This window comes from Actinomyces naeslundii, assembly GCF_001956585.1.
In the GTDB taxonomy this organism is placed as follows: domain Bacteria; phylum Actinomycetota; class Actinomycetes; order Actinomycetales; family Actinomycetaceae; genus Actinomyces; species Actinomyces naeslundii.
The window spans coordinates 41648-63908 of record NZ_MSRR01000006.1 but is presented as its reverse complement, the minus strand read 5'-3'; the positions used below and the strand labels follow the sequence as shown (position 1 = coordinate 63908).

24 protein-coding genes and 1 riboswitch are annotated in these 22261 nt (G+C 68.9%); of the genes, 16 read left to right on the top strand and 8 right to left on the bottom strand.

Annotated elements, in window-relative coordinates:
- Nucleotides 1-177 precede the first annotated feature (177 nt).
- Together BKH33_RS03345 and BKH33_RS03340 are read right to left on the bottom strand one after the other, a co-directional pair.
- A complete protein-coding gene (locus BKH33_RS03345) occupies nucleotides 178-1200 on the bottom strand; it encodes a YihY/virulence factor BrkB family protein (RefSeq protein ID WP_003782034.1) in 1023 nt (340 codons plus the stop codon).
- The gene (locus BKH33_RS03340; protein WP_003782070.1) at nucleotides 1197-1856 is read right to left on the bottom strand and encodes a 2'-5' RNA ligase family protein; all 660 of its coding nucleotides are present in this window, start codon (nucleotides 1854-1856) and stop codon (nucleotides 1197-1199) included. Before BKH33_RS03340 ends, BKH33_RS03345 begins: the two co-directional genes overlap by 4 nt.
- Before the next feature lie 319 nt (nucleotides 1857-2175).
- Here BKH33_RS03340 and BKH33_RS03335 point away from each other — a divergent pair, with 319 nt between their 5' ends.
- From BKH33_RS03335 to BKH33_RS03315, 5 genes are all read left to right on the top strand, one after another.
- Nucleotides 2176-2973, top strand: coding sequence for a DeoR/GlpR family DNA-binding transcription regulator (locus BKH33_RS03335; protein ID WP_043539097.1), 798 nt, complete (start codon nucleotides 2176-2178; stop codon nucleotides 2971-2973).
- A gap of 90 nt (nucleotides 2974-3063) precedes the next feature.
- The gene (gene galK / locus BKH33_RS03330) at nucleotides 3064-4335 is read left to right on the top strand and encodes a galactokinase (RefSeq protein WP_076069603.1); all 1272 of its coding nucleotides are present in this window, start codon (nucleotides 3064-3066) and stop codon (nucleotides 4333-4335) included.
- Nucleotides 4336-4517: 182 nt separating this feature from the next.
- Nucleotides 4518-5585, top strand: a complete 1068-nt coding sequence (locus BKH33_RS03325; protein WP_076067916.1) for a permuted SH3 domain-containing protein — start codon at nucleotides 4518-4520, stop codon at nucleotides 5583-5585.
- Nucleotides 5582-6370: an ABC transporter ATP-binding protein gene (locus BKH33_RS03320; RefSeq protein ID WP_003781990.1), complete on the top strand. Its 789-nt coding sequence runs from the start codon at nucleotides 5582-5584 to the stop codon at nucleotides 6368-6370. Before BKH33_RS03325 ends, BKH33_RS03320 begins: the two co-directional genes overlap by 4 nt.
- On the top strand, nucleotides 6367-7782 hold the full coding sequence (locus tag BKH33_RS03315) for an ABC transporter permease (protein ID WP_076142533.1): 1416 nt from the start codon (nucleotides 6367-6369) through the stop codon (nucleotides 7780-7782). The genes BKH33_RS03320 and BKH33_RS03315 overlap by 4 nt, the downstream gene beginning before the upstream one ends.
- A 69-nt stretch (nucleotides 7783-7851) precedes the next feature.
- On the opposite strand, the gene BKH33_RS03310 is transcribed toward BKH33_RS03315, so the two are convergent.
- Entirely contained in the window at nucleotides 7852-8685 is an 834-nt protein-coding gene (locus BKH33_RS03310) for an exodeoxyribonuclease III (RefSeq protein ID WP_076069598.1), read from the bottom strand.
- 87 nt (nucleotides 8686-8772) lie between these two features.
- Between BKH33_RS03310 and BKH33_RS03305 the strand changes: the two genes are divergently transcribed.
- Both BKH33_RS03305 and BKH33_RS03300 read left to right on the top strand, forming a co-directional pair.
- Entirely contained in the window at nucleotides 8773-9069 is a 297-nt protein-coding gene (locus BKH33_RS03305) for an acylphosphatase (protein ID WP_003782044.1), read from the top strand.
- Nucleotides 9070-9082: 13 nt separating this feature from the next.
- Nucleotides 9083-9307 carry a hypothetical protein gene (locus tag BKH33_RS03300; protein ID WP_003781979.1) on the top strand — a complete coding sequence of 75 codons (225 nt, stop codon included), beginning with the start codon at nucleotides 9083-9085 and terminating at the stop codon, nucleotides 9305-9307.
- 96 nt (nucleotides 9308-9403) lie between these two features.
- Here the strand turns inward: BKH33_RS03300 and BKH33_RS03295 are convergent, their stop codons facing one another.
- A complete protein-coding gene (locus tag BKH33_RS03295; protein WP_076142531.1) occupies nucleotides 9404-10597 on the bottom strand; it encodes a choice-of-anchor L domain-containing protein in 1194 nt (397 codons plus the stop codon).
- 333 nt (nucleotides 10598-10930) lie between these two features.
- Here BKH33_RS03295 and BKH33_RS03290 point away from each other — a divergent pair, with 333 nt between their 5' ends.
- Nucleotides 10931-12835 (top strand): glycoside hydrolase family 68 protein, encoded by a 1905-nt coding sequence (locus BKH33_RS03290; RefSeq protein WP_003782007.1) that lies wholly within the window; start codon nucleotides 10931-10933, stop codon nucleotides 12833-12835.
- A gap of 129 nt (nucleotides 12836-12964) precedes the next feature.
- On the opposite strand, the gene BKH33_RS03285 is transcribed toward BKH33_RS03290, so the two are convergent.
- The 4 genes from BKH33_RS03285 to BKH33_RS03270 all read right to left on the bottom strand — a co-directional run bounded on the left by BKH33_RS03285 (nucleotide 12965) and on the right by BKH33_RS03270 (nucleotide 18345).
- Entirely contained in the window at nucleotides 12965-14680 is a 1716-nt protein-coding gene (locus BKH33_RS03285; protein ID WP_003781998.1) for a glycoside hydrolase family 32 protein, read from the bottom strand.
- A 42-nt stretch (nucleotides 14681-14722) separates the two neighbouring features.
- The gene (locus BKH33_RS03280; RefSeq protein WP_003782021.1) at nucleotides 14723-15619 is read right to left on the bottom strand and encodes a bifunctional methylenetetrahydrofolate dehydrogenase/methenyltetrahydrofolate cyclohydrolase; all 897 of its coding nucleotides are present in this window, start codon (nucleotides 15617-15619) and stop codon (nucleotides 14723-14725) included.
- On the bottom strand, nucleotides 15616-16926 hold the full coding sequence (glyA, locus tag BKH33_RS03275) for a serine hydroxymethyltransferase (protein ID WP_003782055.1): 1311 nt from the start codon (nucleotides 16924-16926) through the stop codon (nucleotides 15616-15618). Before glyA ends, BKH33_RS03280 begins: the two co-directional genes overlap by 4 nt.
- Nucleotides 16927-16991: 65 nt before the next feature.
- Nucleotides 16992-17077: riboswitch (ZMP/ZTP riboswitch) on the bottom strand.
- A gap of 62 nt (nucleotides 17078-17139) precedes the next feature.
- Nucleotides 17140-18345 (bottom strand): CobW family GTP-binding protein, encoded by a 1206-nt coding sequence (locus BKH33_RS03270; protein ID WP_076142528.1) that lies wholly within the window; start codon nucleotides 18343-18345, stop codon nucleotides 17140-17142.
- 55 nt (nucleotides 18346-18400) lie between these two features.
- Here BKH33_RS03270 and rpmB point away from each other — a divergent pair, with 55 nt between their 5' ends.
- From rpmB to ureC, 8 genes are all read left to right on the top strand, one after another.
- The gene (gene rpmB / locus BKH33_RS03265) at nucleotides 18401-18640 is read left to right on the top strand and encodes a 50S ribosomal protein L28 (protein ID WP_003789593.1); all 240 of its coding nucleotides are present in this window, start codon (nucleotides 18401-18403) and stop codon (nucleotides 18638-18640) included.
- Nucleotides 18637-18813, top strand: a complete 177-nt coding sequence (gene rpmG / locus BKH33_RS03260; protein ID WP_003782014.1) for a 50S ribosomal protein L33 — start codon at nucleotides 18637-18639, stop codon at nucleotides 18811-18813. The genes rpmB and rpmG overlap by 4 nt, the downstream gene beginning before the upstream one ends.
- Nucleotides 18813-19118 carry a 30S ribosomal protein S14 gene (rpsN, locus tag BKH33_RS03255; protein ID WP_003781976.1) on the top strand — a complete coding sequence of 102 codons (306 nt, stop codon included), beginning with the start codon at nucleotides 18813-18815 and terminating at the stop codon, nucleotides 19116-19118. Before rpmG ends, rpsN begins: the two co-directional genes overlap by 1 nt.
- Nucleotides 19119-19166: 48 nt before the next feature.
- Entirely contained in the window at nucleotides 19167-19418 is a 252-nt protein-coding gene (locus tag BKH33_RS03250) for a type B 50S ribosomal protein L31 (RefSeq protein ID WP_003782049.1), read from the top strand.
- A gap of 77 nt (nucleotides 19419-19495) precedes the next feature.
- Nucleotides 19496-19618, top strand: a complete 123-nt coding sequence (ykgO, locus tag BKH33_RS03245; protein WP_003782012.1) for a type B 50S ribosomal protein L36 — start codon at nucleotides 19496-19498, stop codon at nucleotides 19616-19618.
- Between the two features lie 287 nt (nucleotides 19619-19905).
- A complete protein-coding gene (locus BKH33_RS03240; RefSeq protein ID WP_003782040.1) occupies nucleotides 19906-20220 on the top strand; it encodes an urease subunit gamma in 315 nt (104 codons plus the stop codon).
- Nucleotides 20217-20528 (top strand): urease subunit beta, encoded by a 312-nt coding sequence (locus BKH33_RS03235; protein ID WP_003781975.1) that lies wholly within the window; start codon nucleotides 20217-20219, stop codon nucleotides 20526-20528. The genes BKH33_RS03240 and BKH33_RS03235 overlap by 4 nt, the downstream gene beginning before the upstream one ends.
- Before the next feature lie 17 nt (nucleotides 20529-20545).
- A complete protein-coding gene (ureC, locus tag BKH33_RS03230) occupies nucleotides 20546-22258 on the top strand; it encodes an urease subunit alpha (protein ID WP_003781973.1) in 1713 nt (570 codons plus the stop codon).
- Nucleotides 22259-22261 lie beyond the last annotated feature (3 nt).

Genomic DNA, 22261 nt, shown 5'->3' with positions numbered 1-22261 from the left:
CAGACGAGAATCTCAACTCCCCGGACTCACAACTCGCCGATGCATACATATCCTACCGAATCAGTAGGCGACCAGGGAATCGAGAACACGTCACGCCCACCTTTTGATTCGTAAAAATTCCGTCTTCGGACGCCACCGCCATCCTCATCTCTCCCAAGAAAGTGGTTTCATCCACACTCAGGGGATCACCACCGGAGGGACGTAGTCGGGGTGCGCCGTCGGGTCGGCCTCGAGGCTGCCGGTGATGGACTGGCGGGGCCAGGTCAGGGTCTCGGGCACGGAGAGCGTCACGTAGTTGGGGCGCTCGTGGGCGTGGACCTCGTCGGGGTGGTCGACGTCGCGGGGCAGCGGCGGGTTAGCCATCCAGGCCGCCATGAGCAGCACGATACGGCTGGTCAGGTGCAGCCACAGGATGAGGACGGCGATGGCCGCGAAGGAGGCGAGCAGCGGGTTACGCGTCACCGAACCGACCGCGCCGGTTCCCACCTGGCGCAGCACGCCGAGCGCGAAGGCGCCCAGCATGCACCCCAGCACCAGATCGCGTCGGGGCGGGCGGATCCCGCAGATGGTGATGAGGAGCGACAGGACACCGGTGTCGATGAGGAAGGAGATCAGGAGCGTCGTCAGCCAGACCCCGGTCCCGGTCAGCGACTCCGGCAGCCCCAGGGCCCGTCCGACGCTGCCCGACAACGTCGTCGTCACCACCGAGGCAACGGCGGTCACCAGCACCCCGGCCACGATGACGAGGAAGCCGGCGATATTCGCCAGCTGCCCGACCACCGGCCTCATCGCGGGGTTGACCAGGCCGAACATGGCACGTAGTGCGATCTTGAGGGTGCCCATGAGGCTGATGACCGAGTAGATGAGCGCTCCCGCCGCCACCACGGAGCCCAGATTGAGCGCGGAGGTGAGCGTCAGCTGGTTCACCGACACCAGCCCCCGACCGTTACCGGCGTCGATGACGCCGGGCAGCATGGAGTTGATCGAGTCGACAACGGCCGCGCGGATAGTGGGGTGATTGCCGAGCACCACCATGAGCAGGTTCACGCCGATGACCAGCACCGCGAAGACCGAGAACATGGCCGTGTAAGCGATCCCACCGGCCATGAGCGCACCGCGTGCCGTGCCGTAACGGACCAGGGCTCGTCCGATCCTCGTTCGCCGCCCGGCCGCCAGAAAGGCCTTGACGCGCTCGATCACACCGAGACCACGGGAGTCGTCGGAGTCGCCGGCGCTACCGGCGCCGTCCCCTCAACGGAGACGTCAGCAGCACCGGATGCGAGCGAACCGCCGAAGGCGAAGGCGGCCACCACCTCCCAGCCCCCCGAGCCGGGATACTCATCGCAGCCGGACCGAGTGAGGTGGCGGTAGAGATGGAGCTTGGTGACGGTGAAGTCCATGACCAGCCCCGCACCCTGCCTCGCTGCGACGTCGAGCCCCTCATCGGCCACCTCATGGGCCAGGGTCACGTGCGGGTGAAAGGGGAAGCTGAGCGAGCGGGCCAGAGGGCCGCGGCGGTCGCGGACCCGGGCCTGAAGGCTGTCGCACTCCTTGGCACCGCTGCGCAGACTGAGGTAGACCACCGGACTGACGGGGCGGAAGGTGCCGACCTCGTCGAGACGCACGTCGAAGGGCTGAGTCCCCGCAGCCACGTTGCGCAAGTGCCGCATGACCTCATCGAGCGAGTCGACGTCGACGGCGGTCGGCGGCAGCAGGGTGATGTGGGGCGGAACGACCTCGGCCAGAGGATCTCCAGCGGCCTCCCGCACCGCCCGCACCTGGGCGGCGTAGTGGGAGGGCAGGGCGATGGCCACACCGATCACGCACTGGTGCGCGTCTGGTGCGGGGATCTGCATGGCTCCTGAGCTCCTACGGGACGATTGGCTGATCTGGTTGATGCGGGGTCGGGCGTCAGGACGAGCAGATGTCCTGAAGGTGACCTGAACACACTACCGCGCCACACCCCCTACATCCCAGCCGGGAGTGCCGCACGAGCGGGATAAGTGTGCCATGACCGACCGAATGGCTGAAATGTGAACTACCACCAATTCCTCTGTGCGACTCTGTGCGAGAACGTGCGGAGATGGTGTTTTCGCCGTCAAGGTCTGGCAAACTGGCCTCATGCAATCCGGTCTCTCCGCCTCCTCCACCGCCGGATCATCGCGTCCGGCACCGATGCTGGCCCGACAGCGCCAGGAACACATTCTGGAGCGGGTCGCGGCCACGGGCGGCATCCGCGTGGCCGACGTCGTCGAGGAGCTGGGGATCTCGGAGATGACCGTGCGCCGTGATATCACCGAGCTCGTCGCCCAGGGGCTGGTCGAGCGCGTTCACGGCGGCGCGGTGGCGGCCGGCCCCACCACCATCGAGCCCCGTTTCACCGCAAAATCCACCCTCAATCTGGATGCCAAGCGCCGTATCGGCCAGGCCGCGGCCGCCATGGTGCGCCCCGGGGACTCCTTGGCGCTGTCGGCCGGGACCACCACCCTGGCGCTCGCCCAGGCCCTGACCGAGATGGAGCACTTCCCGACCCTGACCGTCATCACGAACTCGCTGCCGGCCGCACAGGTGCTCTTCGACGCCGCCGATACCGCCCGCTCCGAGAACCGTGACGCCCCGACCGTGGTGGTCACCGGGGGCGAGCGCACGCCGTCAAACGCCCTGGTGGGGCCGGTGGCCGTCGACGCGCTGCGCACGATGCGCGTGGAGTGGGTCTTCCTGGGCGCCCACGGCTTCACCCCGGAGGCCGGGCTCATGACGCCCAACCTCTTGGAGGCCTCCGCCAACCAGGCGCTCGTAGCCGCAGGCCGCACGGTGGTGGCCACACTGGACTCCACCAAGTGGGGGGTCCTGGGTCTGCGGTCCTTCTGCCCCACCCGGGACATCGGGGTCCTGGTCACCGATGCCGAGCCCGACACCGACACCATCAGCTCCCTTCAGCAGACCGGCACCCGCCTGACGGTCGCAGCCTGACCCCGACCGTTCCCTCAGCCTTACTCGCGTCCCGCCAACCGCCCGCCCACTGACTGAGCACATCAGAACAACCAACCTCAGGAGACCATGATGACCAACGATGCTCCCGTCTTCGCCCCCGCCATGAGCCCGAAGGAGGGCGCCGAGGCCGCGACCGCCCTGTTCCGCGAGGTCTTCGAGGCCGAGCCCGACGGCGTCTGGTACGCACCTGGGCGCGTCAACATCATCGGGGAGCACACCGACTACAACGGCGGCCTGGCCCTGCCGATCGCCCTGCCCCACCGGGCGCACCTGGCACTGCGACGCCGCGACGACCGCACCGTGCGTCTGGTCTCCCCCCAGACCAGGGAGAAGGTCGACGTCACGAGCCTCGACACGATCGGCCCCAAGGGCACTCCCGGCGAGGTGGCGCACTGGGCGGCCTACATCGCCGGCGTCGCCTGGGCCCTGGAGCGTGACGGGTTCGAGGACCTGCCCGGCTTCGACGCCGCCCTTGTCTCCTGCGTGCCCCTGGGAGGCGGCCTGTCCTCCTCGGCGGCCCTGGAGTGCTCGGCGGCCGTCGCCATCGACGAGGTCGCGGGCCTGGGGCTGGCCGGAACGCCTGAGGAGCCCGACGACGCCGGACGCGCCCGCCTGGTGACCAACTGCGTGCGCACGGAGAACGAGATGGCCGGAGCCCCCACCGGCGGCATGGACCAGTCGGCCTCCCTGCGCTGCCGCGAGGGTCACGCCCTGGAGCTGGACTGCCGCGACGGCTCGGTGGCCCACGTACCCTTCGACCTGGCCGCCGAGGACCTGGCCCTGCTGGTCATCGACACCAAGGCCAAGCACTCCCTGGATGACGGTCAGTACGGTGCCAGACGAGCGGCCTGCGAGCGCGCCGCCCAGATCCTGGGCGTCGAGCTCCTGGCGGACATCGCGATCGAGGATCTGCCTCAGGCCCTGGAGCGGCTCTCCAGCACCGACGACGCCGACGAGCTGATCAAGCGCACCCGGCACGTGGTCACCGAGATCGACCGCACCCGCCGGTTGGTCGACCTCCTGCAGGACGGACGCCCTCTGCGCGGCGAGAAGCTCGCCGAGGCGGGCAGGCTCATGGACGCCTCGCACGAGTCGCTGCGCGTGGACTACGAGTGCACCTGCCCCGAGCTGGACGTGGCCGTGGAGGCCGCCCGCGCCGCCGGCGCCCATGGAGCGCGCATGACCGGTGGCGGGTTCGGGGGCTCGGCGATCGCCCTGGTGGATGCCAAGACCGTCCACGATGTGGCCGCTGCCGTGGCACAGGCCTACGAGCGCGAGGGCTTCAACCCGCCGGCCTTCCTGGACGCGGTTCCCGCCGCCCCGGCCGGTCGACTTCCCTGAGCCGCGCAGCACCGCCGGCCAGCCCGCGTAGCTCACGGTGCTCAGCCCTCTCCAACCTCGGTTGGAGAGGGCTTTCAGCATTCCTCCTTCAGGATGAGGTCAGATGAGTGTCCCTGCCGTAGTCTCTGCCCGTATTAATCAGGAACGCGGGCTCCCTCCCCGGTTCCGATCCCGTTGTCATCATGGAGGACGCCGTGAAGCGCTTCGTCTGGCCTGCCCTCAAGGCCCTCATCGCGGTGATCGTCGCCATCGCCCTGGTCAAGATCGCCTTCTTCCCCTCGCAGAACGACAGCGCGACCGCCGACATCTCCCCCGGCTACGCCGCCAACGTCAACACCGTCACTGTCGCCAAGGGCAATATCGCCAACAAGATCGACGTCAAGGGCCGTATCGTCCAGGACGCCACTGTCGAGGTCCAGGCCGACCTGGCCGGCGTGGTGGACTCGGTGGCTGTGGAGAAGGACGCTCAGGTCAGCGCCGGCGATCCTCTGCTCTACATCAAGCACACCGAGACCCAGAACCCGACGACGAGCACGGACGGGGAGGGCAACGTCACCCAGACACCGGTCGCGGACAAGGTCACCTGGTCCACGATCTACGCGCCTGTCAGCGGCACGGTGACACCCAAGGTCATCAAGCAGCAGGAGACCGGCGTCGGCGTGGTCGTGGCCACGATCACGCCCTCGACCTACTCGGCCACCGGCACCGTCAGCGCCGCTCAGCAGTACCGGCTCACCAACGCCCCCACCGCCGCGACCCTGACGCTCGAGGGGGGCCCGGCCCCCTTCCAGTGCAACAACCTCAAGGTCGGAACCAAGTCCACCAGCTCGACGACCACCGGCGGGGACGGCTCGACGACGACCACCTCCGGTGACGGCACCAGCGTGGAGATGCGCTGCTCGGTCCCCGGCGACCAGAAGGTCTTCGCCGGCATGCCCGCCACCATCAGCGTCGACGCGGGTAGTGCCTCCGACACCCTGCTGATTCCCGTCACCGCTGTGGAGGGCAAGGTCGGCTCGGGCTTCGTGTGGCTGGTCCCCGAGTCCGGAGACACCTCGAAGGCGGTCAAGACCGCCGTGACCCTGGGAATCACGGACGGTACGAACATCCAGGTGACCGCCGGCCTCAAGGCGGACCAGGAGGTCCTCCAGTTCGTGCCCAACAAGGACACGCGCCGTACCGGCACACCGGACACCTGCGAGCCGGACAACTCCGCCTGCTACGACGCCGACGGTAAGGAAATCCTGTGAGCGGGCTGCTGGAGCTGCGGGAGATCACCCGCACCTTCACCGTTCCCGACTCCGAGCCCCTGCAGATCCTCACGGGAGTCAACCTGAGCGTCTCCCCCGGCGAGCACGTGGCCATCGTGGGACGCTCGGGAACCGGGAAGTCCACCCTGCTCAACATCCTGGGCCTCATCGACAGACCGACGTCGGGCAACTACACGCTGTCCGGCACCGACACCTCCCGGCTCGGGGAGAGCCGCCGCGCCCACCTGCGGGGGAGGACCTTCGGCTTCGTCTTCCAGTCCTTCAATCTCATCTCGGGACTGAGCACCACCGAGAACGTGGCCGCTCCGCTCCTGTACGACACCGGCAAGGCCTTCTGGACCCGTAGCGCACGGGCCGCGGAGCTGTTGGAGGCCGTAGGTCTGGGAGACAAGGTGGGATCACCCATCGCACGCCTCTCGGGAGGCGAGCAGCAGCGGGTGGCCATCGCGAGGGCACTGTCCCGCCGTCCCAGCGTCATCCTGGCCGACGAGCCCACCGGCGCCCTCGATGTCGACACCGGCAACTCGGTCATGACGCTCCTGGAGCGCCAGTGCGCCGAGAACGGCGCCGCCCTCATCATCATCACTCACGACCTGGCCGTGGCCGGCCGCGCCCACACGCAGTACCGACTCGATCACGGCACCCTCACCCCGATCTCCGTCACGCGCCGTCAGGTCGGCAGCCTGGAGGAGTTCGGTGAGGTCGCCACTCCTCCGACCTCCCCCTACCCGACCGTCCCCACCAGTCTCGAAGGAGCCTCATGAACGGCATTCTCACCGGATTCTTCGGCGCCATCGTCGAGGCCTGGGCTCAGCTGCGCATCGGCAAGCTGAGGGTCCTGCTGTCACTGGTGGGCGTGGCGGCGGCAGTGGCGGCCATGACCTTCGTCATCGCCCTGGGGCAGGTCTCCGTCGACGCCATCAACAAGGTGGGCGAGAAGTACACCGGTCGCCAAGGCACGGTGACGATCAACGTCAGTCCCACCGGCAAGGGCCTGGACCAGGCCCTCCAGGCCGACGACGCACCCGAGGCGAGCGCAGACGAGAGCACCGGCAGCAACGGAGCCGGCAGCAGTGGGGGCAGTGGCGGGAGCAGTGGCGGGGGTAGTAGCAGCGCAGACGGCTCGGGCGCGAGCACCACGACCAGTGCTGCGACTGCAGCGAGGATCTCGGGGGCGATGAGCAGCTTCGTCGAGCGCTACGACGTCAAGTCCTGGGCGACGACCTACACCTCCAACGTCCGTTTCTCCTTCCCCGACGGCGCCCGGAGCGTCCCCACCCAGACCGTGAGCCTGAGCTACGGGCTCCTGCATCACAAGAGCATCTCCCAGGGGCGCTGGTTCACCGCGCAGGACGAGGACGATCTCTCCCCGAGCCTGGTCGTCACCCAGGGGTTCCTCGACGCGATGGGGATCCAGCAGTTCACCGGGCCGATCACCATCACCTCCTTCTCCCCCGTGCAGACCTCCTTCACGATCGTCGGTGTGCTCGAGGCGGAGGACCTCTCCCTCATCGGCTGCAGCGGCGACCCCGAGCGGGACGCGGGCCTGCCGTGCACACAGCCCGTGACCGCCTTCGCTCTCAACACGCCCTACGAGAGCTGGCTGCCCAAGGACGCCACCCGCCCCGCCCCCACACTGGAGGTCTGGGCCGGCAAGAGCGGCGCCAAGGATGTGGCCAGCCTGGCCAAGAAGGACCTGGACGCGCGCTTCGGCCAGGGCTCGACCCGGACCGAGGACAACCTCCAGGGCAGCAGCATGAGCTCCAGTGCGAGCACCTTCACCCAGGTGGTCACGGCCGCCGGTGTGTTCGTCATGCTTCTGGGAGCCCTGAGCCTGGTCAACATCTCCCTGGTGACCGTGCGTCAGCGCATCCACGAGATCGGGGTGCGGCGCTCCTTCGGGGCGACGAGCCGACGCATCTTCTTCTCCATCATGCTGGAGTCGGTGGTGGCAACCGTGGTCGCCGGCGTCGTCGGCATCGGGATCGCGATCATGGGGATGCGCTTCATGCCGCTGAGCTCCTTCCTGGGCATCCCGGTGGAAACGACCCCGCCCTTCCCCATGGTGGCAGCCATCATCGGCCTTGTCGCCGCCACCGCCGTGGGCGCGCTGGCGGGCATCATCCCGGCGATCGTGGCCACCCGCATCCGGCCGATCGACGCGATCCGCTACTGATGCGCCGTCGGGGCCGGGCACCTTGATGTGCCCGGCCCCGACGTCTGTTCTCCGAGGCGTCAGCTGTACTCAGAGGTACTCGACGACGAGCGGGGCGTGGTCGGACCAGCGCGAAGCGTAGTCCGGCGCCCGGTCCACGGCCACACTGCGGGCCCGCTCGGCCAGGGCGGGAGTGATGACCTGGTAGTCGATCCTCCAGCCGGCGTTGTTGTCGAAGGCCTTGCCGCGCTGGGACCACCATGTGTAGGGCCCCTGCTCCTCATCTCCCACGAGGTGGCGCGAGACATCCACCCAGCCGTCGGAGAACCAGCCCTCCAGATGGGCGATCTCCTCATCCATGACACCGGCGATCTTGTTGTGGTTGGGCTTCCAGTTCTTGATGTCGCGCTCGGAGCGCACCACGTTGAGGTCCCCGGCCATGAGGACCTGGGGCCCGTCGTCGCTGGCGGCGGCCAGCAGGTCGGCCATGCGGGCGTCGACGAGCTCGAGGTGGGCGTACTTCTGGTCCATCTTCTCGGTTCCGAGCTGGCCGGAGTGGAGGTAGGCGGAGATGACGGTCAGCTGCTCGACACCCTCGAGCCCGGTCACCGTCAGATCGGCCTCGAGCCACCGGCCGGAGTCGACGTCGGGCTCCTCGGTACCAGGCGCTGCCACACCGTAGCGCAGCTCCCCGAGGGTGGCAGGTCCGCCGTCGCGCACAGCGACGCCCACACCGGCGCGCCCTTTGATACGGCAGGGCCAGATGGCGGCCTGATAGCCGGGCAGGAGGTCGACCGCGATCTGCTCGTCGGCGCGGACCTCCTGAAGCAGGAGGATGTCGGGGGCGGAGGCGGCGAGCCAGTCCCCCATGCCTTTACGGGCGGCAGCACGAATGCCGTTGACGTTGACGGTGGCGATACGCATGGCGGCAAGACTAGCGGTCGAGGCTGAACCGGCCCTGCAGCCAACCTGCCGGTTCCCGCTTGGCACTACGCCTGAGACCATAGAGTCATGAGCGAGGCCGGCACGCGCACACGAACCGTTCACGTCCTGGTCCACGGGACCGTCCAGGGAGTGGGTTTCCGTTACCACTGCGCCTACGCGGCCCAGGAGCTGGGCGTGGTGGGACAGGTCCGCAACCTGCCCGACGGCGATGTCGAGGTCATGGCCCAGGGCGAGTCGGACGCCGTGGCCCGGCTGATATCGTGGCTGAGACGCGGCCCGCGGTGGGCCTCGGTGCGCACCATCACCGTCACCGACCTGCGCGCCGGCTGTCTTGAGGACCGCCGGTTCGAGATCACCGGATGAAGAGGAGCAGGCCATGAGTGACAACAACGACTCGGATTCGCACAGCGGGCGCCGAATCGCTTTCTGGATGATGTTCGTCGTTCTCGCCGCCATCTTCCCCGCCCTGGCTCAGGCGCCGGTTCTGTCCCGTTTCGCCACGGCACTGTGGCTGAGCTCCATGCCTCTGTGCGTCCTGGGCTGCGCGATGCTGGCCAAGGAGGCGGCGGCGCGCCGAGCCTCCAGGCGGGAGGAGGACTGAGCATCCACCAGCGGTGAGCCGCAGACACAGACTGACGGGGCGGAAGAAGAGAGCTTCATCCGCCCCGTCAGCCGGCTGTGGGCCAGAGCCTCACTGTCAGTCGGCCTCAGAACCGGCCAGGCGACGACGGCGCAGTATGAGCGCCACACCACCGCCGGCCAGGAGCAGCAGGGCGACGACGCCCAGGAAGAGCGCCTGGGTTCCGGTCAGGGGCAGACCGGCCACGGTGGTCTTGGCTCCCGTCGTGGGCGAGGCGGCGCTGTAGTCGGTGACGCCCGGCTTGCCCTGGCCGGGTGGAGTGGTCGAGCCCTTGCTGTTGTTCGCCCCGTTGGAACCGTTGTTGGTTCCGGGGATGTCACAGGTGCCGGCCTTGGCCGTGCAGGGCTCGGTGATCGGCTTGTCGGTGAACCCCAGCCCCTGGGTGCGCAGAAGGACTGTGGAGTCGAGCTGACCGTCCTGGGCATCAGCGATGGCGACGCGCACGTGGACCGTCTTCCCCTGGGTGACGGCGGCCTGGCACGGCAGGGCCGAGGTGTAGCCATTGAACTCGACCGGGATCTGTCCCGGTGTATGGCCCGAGACATTGGCCGTGTAGTAGCCGGCGTTCGAGGACTCGTTGATGGTGGCCGCACTCACGGCCGTCTGGGTGCCGGGAACGTGGGCGCACTCGGTGCCGTTGACCTGGATGCTCAGCGGGTCCTTGTAGCCGCGGGACTGCCAGGAGGCCGGAGTCCCCTCGGTGGCGCCGGCGTACTCCTCGGAGCCGAGGCTGTAGTAGAGGACGACGTTGGAGCTGGTGGCGGTGACGTCGAACTCCAGGACGGCCTCGTCGTAGACATCGGTGCCGGCCACCTTGCCCAGACCCGCAGGGTCCTCAACGGTGCCGAAGTCACCGGTGGTGTCGAGGGCGTCGTTGGGCCCCAGGACCGCGGAGCGGGTGATGTCGGTGTCGGAGTCGGCGGTGGGATCGGGGTCGATGAGGGACCCGGTGGACAGGGCGACACCCTCGGTGATGGCGTTGCCGTCGCCCGGCAGCCCCTTGACGGTGCCGATCTGGACGTCCTTGCCGGAGACGGTCGCGTTGGTCACGGTCGCCTTCGGGCCGGCGACCATCTGAGCCAGGGACTGGGCGCTCACCGTGGAGGTGTTACGCAGGGAGGTGGTGGACTGCCCCGCCGTGCTCGGCGCAGGAGCGGCCACCGCCGAGCCGGTGGCGCTCAAGGCGAGCACGGCCAGGAAAGCGGTTGTTGGTGCGGTTAACCGTCGCAGACGGATGGGAAGAGTACTCACAGGATCTCCGTTAGACACGGGGCCGCCCAGCAGCGGACGACCACCTGAACCGACAGGCTGGGAGACCAGACAGCTCACGGAGAACGCGCTCAAGACTAACCGGCCAGTAACATACCGTCACGTGGGGTATATCACTAAATTGACTGAAAACCTCAATAAACCCTGAGAGTGCAGGGTGTACGTCTTTGGTAGGAGACGACTGGAATTGCACACCCGGCCGAAAGCCCTGTCCCCTCATCTCCAGGTTCCCCTAAGGTAGGGGTGGGAGATCAAGAACATCGGCTCACGGCGCACTGACACCCTCATCCCTCATGAGTAAGGACAGTACGGACAATGACCGTGACACACACTTCGTTCCGAGCCTGTCGCAGACGACTGGCCGCAGCACTGGCGCTCGGACTCCTGGTGGCCGGGACCGGGACCACCGCGCTCGCCGATGAGACCCCCTCACCCACCCCCAGCTCCTCCGCCACCGCCGAGGCCTCACCCGAGGCGGGAGCAGACCAGAAGAACGACCAGTCCCCTGCCGATCAGGGGCAGGCGACCCAGACCCCCACGGATCAGGGGCAGGCGGGTCAGGCCGACCAGCAGGCCGCTGGTGGAGCCGCCGCCCAGGACGCCAACGGCTTCAAGGCCGACAACCCCGGCTGGGCCAACGCCACCAAGCACACCGGTGCGGCGCACGGGGTCGAGGAGAACTACACCGCCAAGTGGACCCGCGCCGACGCCATGCAGATCCAGCGGGTCTCCAACCCCAAGGCGCCGTCGGGCACCAACTCGATGCCCGAGCAGCTCACGATGCCTGAGATCTCCAACGGATTCCCGGCCACGAGCGAGGACGTGTGGGTGTGGGACACCTGGACGCTGACCGATGAGGCGGCCCACCAGATCTCCTACAACGGCTGGGAGATCGCCTTCTCCCTGGTGGCCGACCGGCACGCCGGTTACACCTTCGACGACCGCCACACCCACGCGCGTCTGGGCTTCTTCTACCGCAAGGCCGGCACGCAGACCTCCTCGGCCGACGGCGCGGGCAGCTCCAACGGCGGCTGGATCTACGGTGGGCACGTCTTTCCCGACGGCGCCTCCGGCTCGATCTTCGAGGACCAGAGCTTCACGGCCCAGACCGAGTGGTCCGGTTCGGCCCGCCTCATGGAGGGCAACAAGATCCGCATGTTCTACACCTCGGTGGCCTTCTACAACAGCACCACCGGCGGCAGCGGGAACAACGACGGCAGCCAGGGTAATAACAACGCCACCTCCAAGCCCTACGACCCGCGGATCGTGCAGTCCGAGGGACGCATCTACGCCGACGAGAACGGCGTGTGGCTCACCGGTTTCCGCACCCAGCACCAGCTGCTCGTCCCGGACGGCAAGTACTACCAGACCCGCGAGCAGAACCCGGGCGTGAACTTCCGTGACCCCTTCACCTTCCGCGACCAGAACAACCCCTCGGACCCCACCGAGTACATGGTCTTCGAGGGCAACTCGGCCTTCGTTCGTGAGCAGCAGTACGTCGACGCCGCGGCCAAGGCCGGTCAGAACACCACCCTGGCCACCTGCACCGAGGAGGACCTCGGATACGAGAAGGGCGACCCCAAGGCCGAGACGGTCGAGGCGGTCAACCAGCGCGGCGGCTACTACCAGCTGGCCAACGTGGGACTGGCCCGGGCAAAGAACAAGGCGATGACCGAGTGGGAGTACCTGCCACCGCTGCTGAGCGGTAACTGCGTCAATGACCAGACCGAGCGGCCGCAGATCTACTTCCAGGACGGCAAGTACTACCTGTTCACGATCTCGCACCGGGAGACCTACGCCGACGGTCTCCAGGGCCCCGAGGGCGTCTACGGGTTCGTGGGTGACGGGCTGCGATCGGACTACAAACCGCTCAACCAGAACACGGGTATCGCGCTGGGCAACCCCATCAACCTCAACTTCAACCCGGGGAAGCCCTACTCGCCGGACTTCAACCAGAGTCCCTACACCTTCCAGTCCTACTCGCACTACGTCATGCCCGGCGGTCTGGTGGAGTCCTTCATCGACTCCATCGGCGGCAACAAGGATGGCAACCCGGTGCGTGGGGGCTCGTTGTCCCCGACGGTGAAGCTCAACATCTCCGGGGACACCACCTCGGTGGACCGCACCTACGGCACCAACGGGTTGGGAGGCTTCGCGGACATCCCCGCGGACCGGGCCCGCACCAACGGCGGTGACACCCGCCCGCAGCGCCTGAAGTAGCCGCCCCTGAAGTAGGGCCATGGGCAGGGCACCACGTTGCCCGGCAGCGCCCTGAGATGATGGTGGGGCCGTCGGAACAGATGTTCCGGCGGCCCCGCCTCGTCGTCGTTGGACCGCCTGGCGGCGCTCCTACAGGGCGGCCGACAGCGGGGTGAGGCTGCCGGAGGCGATGGTGGCCGTGCCCTTGGCGCCCAGGACGATCTCCTGGCAGGAGGGAGCGGTGAAGACCAGGAGGCTGCCGACGGTGGCGCCGTCGTCGACGAAGACCTCGAGGCTGGAGCGGTCCAGGTAGAGGTGCAGACGCACCGTGGAGCCGGTGGGGTGGTACCGCACCTCACGTCGCAGGGCGAAGTCGGTCCTGGTGCCCTCGTCCTTGCCGTCGACCTGCGTGAGACCTCCGTTGGTGCGGTCCAGGTAGAGAGTGCCGGTCGAGACGTTGACGCCGACGCGAACCTCCTGGGTCTTGCCGTCAACCTCTCCGCGGGCCAGGCCCAGCCAGGCCTCGGAGGCCTGGGAGACGTCCAGGGTCAGATCGATCTCGACCGTGCGGCCCGTGCCCAGGTCCGTCACCGTATCGGTGGCCTTGAGACCGGCGAGGTCGGTGGCCTCGCCGCGAAGGGCGTCGAGCTCGGGGACGGGCCTCTGGATGAGGGTGCGCCTACCGCCGACGGTGGTCAGGGACAGCTCGCGCGGGATGCTCATCTCGCCGCGCCAGTCGCCGGTGGGAAGCGAGTAGGGATAGTTCCAGTTGCCCAGCCAGGCCATCCACACACGACGGCCCTCGACGTGCTCGAAGCTCTGGGCGGCGTAGAAGTCCTGGCCGGCATCGGTGAAGCGGGTCTCACGGTCCTCAGGGAAGAAGACGGAGCCGTCGAAGTCGCCGATGAAGTACTGGGCGGTGGAGCCGGCCGTCTCCTCGTTGGCGCCCACGGAGAGGGTCATGACCCAGCGGGTGCGGCCGTCGCTGGAGTCGGTCAGAGGGAAGAGATCGGGGCACTCCCACACGGCGGCGTGCGAGCCTATGCCCTGGCCGAAGTCACTGGCGTGGGTCCAGGCCTTGAGGTCGGTGGAGCGCAGCAGGGAGACGTGGTCACCGGCGGAGACGATCATGACCCAGGCCTTGGAGTCCTCGTGCCAGAAGACCTTGGGGTCGCGGAAGTCCTTGCGCCCGTCATTGGGGATGACGGGGTTGCCGGAGAAGCGCTGCCAGGTCCGGCCCCGGTCGCTGGAGTAGGCCAGGGACTGGGCCTCACCGCCCTCGGTGGAGGTGTAGACGGCCACCATGCCGCCGCCCTTGACCAGGCCGGAGGTGTTGGCGCCGTCGACGACGCAGCTGCCGGACATGGCCAGGCCCTGCGCGTCGTGCTCCAAGGCCGTCTCCTGGCGTTTCCAGTGCACCATGTCCGAGCTGATCGCGTGGCCCCAGGTACCGTCCTGCTGGTGGAAGAGGTGGTACTCGCCCTCGTAGAGGACCAGGCCGTTGGGGTCGGCGAGGTTCCCCGCAGCGGGACTGTAGTGGTAGGCGGGGCGGTAGGCGGCCGAGGCCGGCGAGTCCGTGGCGGTCGGTGACGGGGCGGGCCGGCGCCCCGTGGAGCATCGCACCAGGACGGCTCCGCCCACGATGAGGGCACCGGCGCCGGCCGCACCGAGGATCAGGGTCCGACGCCGCAGGCCGGTCTTCTGCGGTTGTGGGGCCTTGGGGCCGGGAGGGCTCTGTTCACCCGGAGGACACACCTCCGGCTGAGTCGGCCCGGGCTCCGGGGACTTCGTGGAGCCTGCCGGCTCAGCCGGGTGGGTGGGTTGGTCAGGATGGGAGGGATGGGCGCCGTGGGACTCGTCCGTCATGACCTCAAGATTATCGGCCGGTCGGGCGAGCGGCGACGTCCCTCAGAGCGAGCGCTCCGCAGTCTCGACCACGTTGGCCAGCAGCAGGGCGCGAGTCATGGGACCCACGCCGCCGGGGTTGGGCGAGAGCCAGGAGGCCACCTCGTCCACGCCGTCGGCGACGTCACCGGCGATGCGGCCCTTGCCGGTCGCGGGGTCGACGACGCGCGAGACGCCCACGTCCAGGACGACGGCGCCGGGGGCCACCATCTCCGGGGTGATGATACCGGGGCTACCGGCCGCCGAGATGACGACATCGGCCCGCCGCACGTGCTCGGCCAGGTCCGTGGTGCCGGTGTGGCAGATGTCCACGGTGGCGTTGACGTCCTTGCGGCCCAGGAGCAGGCCGATGGAGCGGCCCACCGTGACACCGCGGCCGACGACGCACACGTTGCGGCCGGCCAGGTCGATGCCGTGGCGCTCCATGAGCTCGATGCAGCCGCGCGGCGTGCAGGGCAGGGGCGAATCGATGGGCCCCGAGGCCCGCAGCACCAGGCGCCCCAGGTTGGTGGGGTGCAGGCCGTCGGCGTCCTTGTCCGGGTCGACGCGCTCCAGGATCGCGTTGGTGTCCACGCCCGCCGGCAGCGGGAGCTGGACGATGTAGCCGGTGCAGGCGGCATCCGCGTTGAGGCCGTCGACGGCGGCCTCCACCTCACCCTGGGTGGCGGTGGCCGGCAGATCCGCGCGGATGGAGAGGATGCCGACCTCGGCGCAGTCGGCGTGCTTGCCGGCGACGTACTTGACGCTGCCGGGGTCCTCCCCCACCAGGACCGTGCCCAGACCGGGGGTGACGCCGCGCTCGCGCAGCGCCGCGACGCGCTCCTTGAGCTCCGCCTTGAGGGCGGCGGCCGTGGCCTTGCCGTTCAGGACCCGGGCCGCCCCGTTCCAGGGGGCCCTCACTGGGCCAGCCCCGGGTAGAGGGGGAAGGCGTCGGTCAGGGCGCGCACGCGGCCACGCAGAGCGGCCAGGGTCTCGTCGTCGGCGGTGCCGGCGGCGCCGTGGACGAGGGTGGCGGCGATGATGTCGGCGACCTCGGTGAACTCGGCGTCGCCGAAGCCGCGGGTGGCCAGGGCGGGGGTGCCGATGCGCAGGCCGGAGGTCACGCGCGGGGGGCGCGGGTCGAAGGGGACGGCGTTGCGGTTGACCGTGATGCCGGCGGTGTGCAAAAGGTCCTCGGCCTGCTGGCCGTCCAGGGAGGAGTCGCGCAGGTCGACCAGCACCAGGTGGACGTCGGTGCCTCCGGTGACCAGGCTGACGCCGGCGGCACGCACGTCGTCGGCCCCGAGACGCTCGGCGATGATGGCGGCGCCCCGCACGGTGCGCTCCTGGCGCTCGCGGAACTCCTCGGTGCCGGCGATCTTCATGGCCACGGCCTTGGCGGCGATGACGTGCATGAGGGGGCCGCCCTGCTGGCCGGGGAAGACGGCGGAGTTGAGCTTCTTGCCCCACTGCTCGGCGCGGCTGGACAGGAGCATGCCGGAGCGGGGGCCGCCCAGGGTCTTGTGGACGGTGGTGGACACGACGTCGGCGTGCGGGACGGGGTTGGGGTGCAGGCCGGCGGCGACGAGCCCGGCGAAGTGGGCCATGTCCACCCACAGGGCGGCGCCGACCTCGTCGGCGATGGCGCGGAAGGCCGTGAAGTCGAGGTGGCGGGGGTAGGCGGACCAGCCGGCGATGATGACCGTGGGGCGCTCGCGCAGGGCGGCCTCGCGCACCTGGTCCATCTCGATGCGCATGGTGGTCTCGTCCACGCCGTAGGCGGTGGCGTTGTAGTTCTTGCCGGAGAAGTTGATCCTCATGCCGTGGGTGAGGTGGCCGCCGTGGGCCAGGGACAGGCCCAGGAGGGTGTCGCCGGGGGTGGCCAGGGCGTGGAGGACGGCGGCGTTGGCCTGGGCCCCGGAGTGGGGCTGGACGTTGGCCCACTCGGCGTCGAAGACGGCCTTGGCTCGCTCGATGGCCAGGGACTCGGCGACGTCGACGACCTCGCAGCCGCCGTAGTAGCGGCGACCGGGATACCCTTCCGCGTACTTGTTGGTCAGGACCGAGCCCTGGCACTCCAGGACGGCCCGGGGAACGAAGTTCTCCGAGGCGATCATCTCCAGGGTCTCGCGCTGACGGGCGAGCTCGCCGGTGAGGACCTCGGCGATGTCCGGGTCGAGCTCGGCCAGCGGCTGGTTCAGGGACGGGGTGACGGCTTGCGCGGTCATGTCTCTCCTCAGGTGTGGGGCGCACGCTGCGCCATGGCAGGCGGCTGTGCGCGCACTGGTGGGCGATCCGTGGCCCAGGCGGGCGACCCCGGAGTCGTGTTCGTGCCGCTCCCCGGTGGTGATCCACCCGGCGCCAGTCGCGACGGTCATACCCTATCGTGCCGAGGCGCAGCCGTGCCGCCTCGAGGCGAGCCCCCGGTTCGGGACGGGCGGTCAGCCCTCCTGGCTCTCCTGGCCGAACCAGTCGCCCAGGCCGTCGTCGGCGCCGATCCAGGCCAGGGCCTGGGGCATCTCCTCGGGGCGCAGGAGGATCCGGGCGAAGGCGCGACGCACCTGCTCGCGCATCTCCTCATCGCCGACGCCGGTGACCACGAGGTGGCAGCGAGGCTCGCAGGCTGCGTCATCGCCGGCACCGGACGGAGCGGCCGGGACCTCGGCCCAGGTTCCGGCGTCGCCGACGCTCACGGCACCTCCGGCGACCTCCCAGGTGCAGACCCGGCCGGGGCGGCTGGGCAGCCAGAAGCAGCCGCGAGCGCACAGCCCCTGGCCGGCGAGCTCGACGACGAGGGCGCGCAGGCGCCCGGGATGGAAGGGCAGGGTGGCGCTGAGGTCGAGGGTCCACACGCCGTGGTCGTCGGGGCCGCCCCAGGCGCTCGTGGTCGCGGGGTGGATACGGCTCAGGGAGGAGGCGGGGTCGTGAGTGAGGGCGGTCAGGGTCTCCAGGAGGGGTGCGTCGAGCCCCGGGAGCAGGAGGGCGTCGTGGGGGCGCAGGTGCTCGATGAGGTCGGCCCCGGCGGGGTCCTCGTCACGTCCTAGGGCCAGGACGACGTCGGCATAGCCGAGGTTGGCCAGGTGGATGGCGCCCGTGCAGCGGGAGTCGCCGGGGAAGGCGGCCAGCAGGCGGTGCTCGAGGAGCTCGTCCAAGGCGGTCGTGGCGTCCAGGACGTGGGCCGTCCCGGCCAGTCTCACTCCGGTGCCGACGAGGTCCTCGGCCAGGCGGGGCACGAGGTGGGCGAGCTCGATGGCCGCCGGCAGGAGGATGACGGTGGTGCCACCCGGATCCTGGGCGGAACGGTCCTGAGCGACGGCGACCAGGACCTCACGCAGGGAGCAGGTGGGGCAGGTGTAGGGCATGGGGACGTCGAGGCGCACCGGGTCGTCGTCGAAGCCCTCGGCCGAGCTGTGGCTGACGAGCCGGACCAGGTCGTCGTCATCGGCGTGACCGCTATCGACCTCGCCATCGGCGCCGAAGTGAAGGCCGGCGCGGATGACGACGGCGTCCTGACCGGCCAGGGAGAGGTCGACCAGGTCCAGGAGGGCGGGTTCGACGGCGCCGATGACGGCCAGGGTGTGCCGGCTGTCGGCTGCAGCCGCGGAGCCGGGAAGATCGGCGGCGAAGTCATCCGAGGGATCGGTCACGAGGTCCTCCAGCAGAGTTGACGAAACTGAGAATCATTCTTATATCATGCTCGTCATGACCACCTACTGCCAAGTCACGGGGGCCCGGCCCGTCTTCGGCCGGTCCGTCTCCCACTCCCACAAGCGCACGCCCCGGCGCTGGGACCCCAACCTTCAGCGCAAGCGCTACTGGGTGCCGTCCCTGGGGCGCACCGTGCGCCTGACGGTGTCCGCCAAGGGCATCCGCACGATCGACAAGCTGGGCATCGACGTCGTCGTGGCTCAGATGCTCGCCCGAGGGGAGAAGCTGTCATGAGCGGAGCCAAGGGAGGAAAGGACCTGCGGCCGATCATCAAGATGGTCTCCACCGCGGGGACGGGCCACACCTACGTGACCCGCAAGAACCGCCGCAACACCCCCGACCGGCTGGTGCTGCGCAAGTTCGATCCGGTGGTGCGCCGGCACGTGGAGTACAAGGAGTCGCGCTGATGGCCAAGAAGTCCAAGATCGCCGCCGAGCTGCGGCGCCAGCAGGTGGTGGAGCGTTACGCCGAGCGCCGAGCCGAGCTCAAGCGGGCCTCGGTCAACCCTCACCTGAGCCAGGCCGAGCGCGATGAGGCGATGGCGGCCCTGCACGCGCTGCCCCGCGACGCCTCCCCCACCCGCCTGCGTCGGCGCGACGCGGTGGACGGACGCCCGCGCGGACACCTGCGCATCACCGGGACCTCCCGGGTGCGTTTCCGCGAGATGGCGCTGCGCGGTGAGCTTCCGGGCATCGTCAAGTCCTCCTGGTAGCCATCCCGCCCGCCACCCAACCACTCACGCACAGTTCAAGGAGCTTCCATGCGCCCTGGGATCCACCCCAGCTACCAGCCCATCGTCTTTCGCGACAAGTCCGCCGACTTCGCCTTCCTGACCCGCTCGACCCTGACGTCGTCGGAGACCATCGAGTGGGAGGACGGCAACACCTACCCGGTCTACGACGTCGAGGTCTCCAGCGCCTCGCACCCGTTCTGGACCGGCCAGGGCAAGATCCTGGACACGGCCGGCCGGGTGGAGAAGTTCGAGCGCCGTTACGGCAAGCGCACGCGCTAGCCCCGCAGGCACGGCGGCCCCACCGCCGCAGTGCCCCACGCCCACTCGCAGCACAGAAGGAAGGAGAGGAACCACCCATGAAGGTTCGCGCCTCGATCCGGTCCCTGGCCAAGCAGCCGGGGTCCAAGGTGGTCCGACGCCGCGGTCACACCTACGTCATCAACAAGAAGAACCCCCGTCTCAAGGCCCGTCAGGGCTGACGGCCAGGTCCACCTCCGCAAGGGGCGGGATGCGCGACAACGTGCATCCCGCCCCTTCCTTTCCTCAGCATCGACCCCGGTCGTCGAAGAACGGCGGGACTTCAATCACAATCAGCCTCGCCCTGCAACGACGCGGGAAACCGATGAGGCGGAAGCACCTGTGTACCTCACCGCCAACTAACCGGAAATATTCACGTAACACGTAAGGCGTTGCCTATAAGCGTCCGTCACACGCGGACAAGCTCGCGCTTATGCGCCCGCTCCGAACCGTCTCTGGGAGAGTCCCGATGCACCTCACCCCGCGTGAGCAGGAGAAGCTACTCATCGTCGTCGCCGCAGACCTGGCACGAAGACGCAAGGACAGAGGGATCCGGCTCAACCACCCCGAGGCAGTCGCCTACATCACCGCTGAGATCCTCGAGGGAGCCCGAGAGGGGCGCACGGTCACGGATCTCATGGCCTACGGGACCACCCTGCTGACCTACGACGACGTCATGGAGGGAGTCCCCGAGATGATCCGCGCGGTCCAGGTGGAGGCGACCTTCCCCGACGGAACCAAGCTCGTCTCCGTCCACGACCCGATTCGCAGGAGGCTGCCATGATCCCGGGAGAGTACCGGCTCGCGAGCGGCACCATCACCATCAACGAGGGCCGCCCCACCCTCACCCTCGACGTCCTCAACACCGGGGACCGTCCCATTCAGGTCGGTTCGCACTTCCACTTCGCCGAGGTCAACTCCGCACTGTCCTTCGACCGACAGGCCGCTCGCGGTTTCCGCCTCGACATTCCGGCCGGAACCGCCGTTCGCTTCGAGCCGGGCGACTCCAGACCAGTCCACCTGGTGGCGCTGGCGGGAGCACGAAGGGTCTTCGGGCTGGCAGGCGAGACGAACGGCCCCGTCCAGGGCTGAGAGCACAGGAGCACATCATGAGCAAGGAACTCAGCCGTCGGGAGCACGCCGCTCTGTACGGCCCCACCACTGGGGACGCCGTCCGCCTGGCCGATACCGGTCTCTTCGCCCAGATCGAGCGGGACCTGACCCACCGTGGCGACGAGGCCGTCTTCGGAGGCGGCAAGGTCATCCGCGACGGAATGGGCCACAACGGCCAGCGCACGCGAGACGAGGACATCCCCGACACCGTCATCACCAACGCGATCATCATCGACCACACCGGGGTCTACAAGGCCGACGTCGCCATCCGCGACGGCGTCATCAGCGCTATCGGCGCCGCGGGCAACCCGGACATCATGGACGACGTCGACATCGTCATCGGCACCTCCACGGAGGTGATCGCCGGCGAGCACCGCATCCTGACGGCCGGAGGCATCGACTCCCACATTCACTTCATCTCCCCCACCCAGGTCGCCACCGCCCTGGCCTCGGGCGTGACCACCATGATCGGAGGAGGGACAGGACCCGCCGACGGCACCAACGCCACCACGATCACTCCCGGGGCGTGGAACCTGGCCCGTATGCTCCAGGCGGTCGAGGACTTCCCCATGAATATCGGCCTGCTGGGCAAGGGCCACGCCTCGGCCCGGGAGCCTCTGGCCGAGCAGCTGCGCGCCGGTGCGGTCGGCTTCAAGATCCACGAGGACTGGGGTGCCACGCACGCCGTCATCGACGAGGCGCTCAAGGTCGCCGACGAGTTCGACGTGCAGGTCGCCATCCACACCGACACGCTCAACGAGTGCGGTTTCGTCGAGGACACCCGCCGCGCGATCGGCGGACGGGTCATCCACACCTTCCACACCGAGGGCGCCGGCGGCGGCCACGCCCCCGACATCATCACCCTGGCGCAGGACTCCAACATCCTGCCGTCCTCGACCAACCCGACGCTGCCCTTCACGCGCAACACCGCTGAGGAGCATCTCGACATGCTCATGGTGTGCCACCACCTCAACCCCGCCATCCCGGAGGACGTCGCCTTCGCCGACTCGCGCATCCGCCCGGAGACGATCGCGGCCGAGGACGTTCTGCACGACCTGGGCGTGTTCTCGATGACGTCGTCGGACTCCCAGGCCATGGGGCGCGTCGGTGAGGTCATCATCCGCACCTGGCAGGTGGCCGACCAGATGAAGAAGGCGCGCGGCAGGCTCGCCGGGGACCCGGAGGACGGCGACAACCTGCGCATCAAGCGCTACGTGTCGAAGTACACGATCAACCCGGCCCGAGCCAACGGGATCGCCGAGGTCGTGGGCAGCGTGGAGGTGGGCAAGTGGGCCGACCTGGTGCTGTGGGACCCCGCCTTCTTCGGGGTCAAGCCGTCTTTGATCCTCAAGGGGGGCCAGATCGCCTCCGCGGTCATGGGCGACGCCAACGCCTCGATCCCCACCCCGGAGCCCACGCTCATGCGCACCATGTTCGGCGGCCACGGGGCGGCACCGGCGTCGAACTCGATCACCTTCATGTCCCAGGCGGCCATCGATGCGGGAGTGCCCCAGAGCCTGGGGCTGCGCAAGAAGGTCTGTCCGGCCCACGGGGTCAGGCGGCTGACGAAAGCGGACATGGCCTTCAACGACGCCACTCCGGCGCTCACCGTCGATCCCGAGACCTACGAGGTCACCGTCGACGGCGAGAAGGTCACCTGCGAGCCTGCCGAGGTCCTCGCCATGGCCCAGCGCTACTTCCTCTTCTGACCC